This is a genomic window from Polaromonas sp. P3_C2, assembly GCF_056402675.1.
This window is the reverse complement of sequence record NZ_JBFUGX010000727.1, coordinates 1-2,302: the sequence shown is the minus strand read 5'-3', so window position 1 is coordinate 2,302 and position 2,302 is coordinate 1. Positions and strand designations below refer to the sequence as shown.

Sequence of the window (2,302 nt, the reverse complement as noted above, 5' to 3'; positions counted from 1 at the left end):
GGCACTGAATACATTTCGGCGGTGTCGAGAAAGTTGACGCCGCGCTCCAGCGAGCGGTCCAGGATGGCATGGGACGTGGGCTCATCCACCTGCTCACCGAATGTCATGGTGCCCAGGCAAATGGGGGTCACGTGAAGGTCGCTGGAGCCGAGTTGAACTTTATTCATGGAGGAGCCACATGTGAGATGGAAGAGGCCGTACGACAGCAAAAACGCTGTGACGGAATTCACGAAATTGACAAAACGGCTAGTTTAAGGTCTCCGCAAACGGCGTGCAGGCTCGCCTATATCGCGCCCTTGTCTTACAACTGCTCACTTTTTGCATGCCTAGTATTCACACACCCGCGCTTTAATGCGCTGCTGATTGAAGTGAGACCGACAACCGCTCTCCTTCACTCCCATACCTAGATTACCTACATTAACTTTCCGAGGAGCATTTCATGAACAAACTGACCATCACATCCATTACCTGTGCGGCGCTGGCCGCGCTGGCCATCTCCGGCTGCGCCAACATGAGCGAAACACAGCAGGGCACCGCCAAGGGCGCCGGTATTGGCGCCGTAGCAGGCGCGGTGCTGGGCGCAGCGACCGGCGGATCCAAAGGCGCAGCCACCGGTGCTGTTCTGGGCGGTGCTGTGGGTGCCGGCGGTGGTTATATCTGGTCCAAGAAAATGCAGGACCAGAAAGCTGCGATGGAAAAGGCGACTGTTGGTACCGGCGTAGCCGTCAGCCAGACCACCGACAACCGCCTGAAGCTCGACATCCCCAGCGACGTTTCTTTTGACGTGGGCCGTTCCGCCATCAAGCCGAACTTCGCACCTATCCTGAACCAGTTCGCCACCAGCCTGAACCAGAACCCGGTGACGACAGTGACCATCATCGGCCACACCGACAACACCGGCTCTGACGCCATCAACAACCCGCTGTCCATTGACCGTGCCGATTCGGCCCGCGACTATCTGGTCAGCCGCGGCGTGGCACGCACCCGCATCGTGACGGACGGCCGCGGTTCGCGTGAGCCGGTGGCCGACAACAACACGCAGCAAGGCCGCGACAAGAACCGCCGCGTTGAAATCTACGTGGCCGAACAAGTCGCAGCTAGGTAACTGAACACCCCTGCCGGCGCTCACTTCGTGTAGCGCCACCTCCCCTTGCAGGGGACAGGCGCCTTGGGACTGGCAAAGCCAGATCCCGGCCCCTGCTGGCAGCGCAACAAAAAGCACCCTCGGGTGCTTTTTTCATGGGTGCTTCTTTGTCAGCCTGCTGAGTTTTTGAAGCGCTCTTCCTCTTGCAACCGCAGCACGCGCCTTTGCACCTTACCCGTCGTGGTCATGGGCAACGCCTCTATGAACTCAATCTCCTTGGGGTACTCATACGGTGCCAGCATGGTCTTGACGTGGGCTTGCAGCTGCAGCGTTAGTTCATCATCAAATCGGGCTGTACCGCCCAAGTGGCTTGCGCGAGCAGCTATCAAATCAGGAGCGAGCACCACATAGGCTTTCACGACTGCACCGCGCTCGCGGTCGGGTTTTGGCACCACGGCGGCGTTGGCGACAGCTGCGTGCTTGACCAGGCAGTTCTCGATCTCACCGGGGCCGATGCGGTAGCCGGCGGCCTTGAAGACGTCGTCGGCACGGCCTTCGTACCAGAGGGCCCCCACGCTTTTCACTTCGTGTAATGCGCTGCCCCCCGAGGGGGCTGAGCTTGCTTGGGGCGGCCCGGCGCTGCGCTCGCCATGAACCCTGTTCATGCTGCAGTTGCCCACCACGTAATTGATTTCAGTCTGGCCAAACATCTCGTTGACGATCACACCGAGCTGATCCTTGCAGTACGCAAACACCGCATCGCCCACGGCTTCGCCGGCACTCATCATGGCCTGCAGTTTCAGCTTGAAATGCTGCGCGGGCCTGGGGTAGGCCTTCATCATGGCCTTGAGCGCCGTCGGGAACAAAAAGGTGTGTGTGACGCCCTGTTCCGCCATCAGGCTGAAGGCCAGCTCGGGGCTGAAGCGGCCGTTGAAGGCAACGATGGGCCGGCCGAAGTAAAGGCTGGGCAGCAAGGCGTCCATTAGGCCGCCTGTCCACGCCCAGTCTGCCGGGGACCAGAAAACAGCGTCCGACTTTTTATTGGTTTTGCCGTCAAAGCCAAACCAGTTCTGGCTGCAGATGAAGCCAGGCAGGTTGCCAATCAAGGCGCGATGCGGCAGCAGCGCACCCTTGGGCGGGCCGGTGGTCCCGCTGGTGTAGATCAGGATCGCGCCTTCGTCGGCCTTGGTCTTGACGGCGGTGAAGGCGCTCCTATGT

Annotated in this window: 3 protein-coding genes; 1 reads left to right on the top strand and 2 read right to left on the bottom strand. The window is 60.2% G+C overall.

The features are described from left to right. Positions 1 to 167: aldo/keto reductase (locus AC1DWI_RS21245; protein ID WP_477725686.1), on the bottom strand; the 167-nt coding region annotated here is incomplete at its 3' end. Between the two features lie 272 nt (positions 168 to 439). Between AC1DWI_RS21245 and AC1DWI_RS21240 the strand changes: the two genes are divergently transcribed. Beyond that, the gene (locus tag AC1DWI_RS21240) at positions 440 to 1,105 is read left to right on the top strand and encodes a YiaD family glycine zipper/OmpA-like lipoprotein (RefSeq protein WP_477668085.1); all 666 of its coding nucleotides are present in this window, start codon (positions 440 to 442) and stop codon (positions 1,103 to 1,105) included. A 149-nt stretch (positions 1,106 to 1,254) separates the two neighbouring features. On the opposite strand, the gene AC1DWI_RS21235 is transcribed toward AC1DWI_RS21240, so the two are convergent. After that, a partial coding sequence (locus AC1DWI_RS21235) for an AMP-binding protein (protein WP_477725685.1) occupies positions 1,255 to 2,302 on the bottom strand: 1,048 nt, incomplete at its 5' end.